Consider the following 280-nt stretch of genomic DNA (forward strand, 5'->3'; position numbering starts at 1 on the left):
GATGCACACCCTCGCCCAGATCGGCTTCCAGCAGTCCTACACCTACTTCACCTGGCGCACCACCAAAGGGGAACTGACCGACTACCTCACCGAACTCTCTGGCGACGCCGCCTCCTACATGCGGCCCAACCTCTTCGCCAACACCCCCGACATCCTCCACGCCTACCTCCAGCACGGCGGCCGGCCCGCCTTCGAAGTCCGCGCCGTCCTCGCCGCCACCCTCTCCCCCACCTGGGGCATCTACAGCGGCTACGAACTCTGCGAGAACACCCCCCTGCGC

Annotated in this window: 1 pseudogene; it reads left to right on the forward strand. The window is 66.8% G+C overall.

Annotation, left to right across the window (positions count from 1 at the left end):
• A pseudogene (locus IF28_RS36825) lies at positions 1-280 on the forward strand (alpha-1,4-glucan--maltose-1-phosphate maltosyltransferase); the annotation flags it as partial.

The sequence above is a fragment of the Streptomyces sp. NRRL WC-3626 genome (genome assembly GCF_000718785.1).
GTDB classification, from domain to species: domain Bacteria; phylum Actinomycetota; class Actinomycetes; order Streptomycetales; family Streptomycetaceae; genus Streptomyces; species Streptomyces edwardsiae.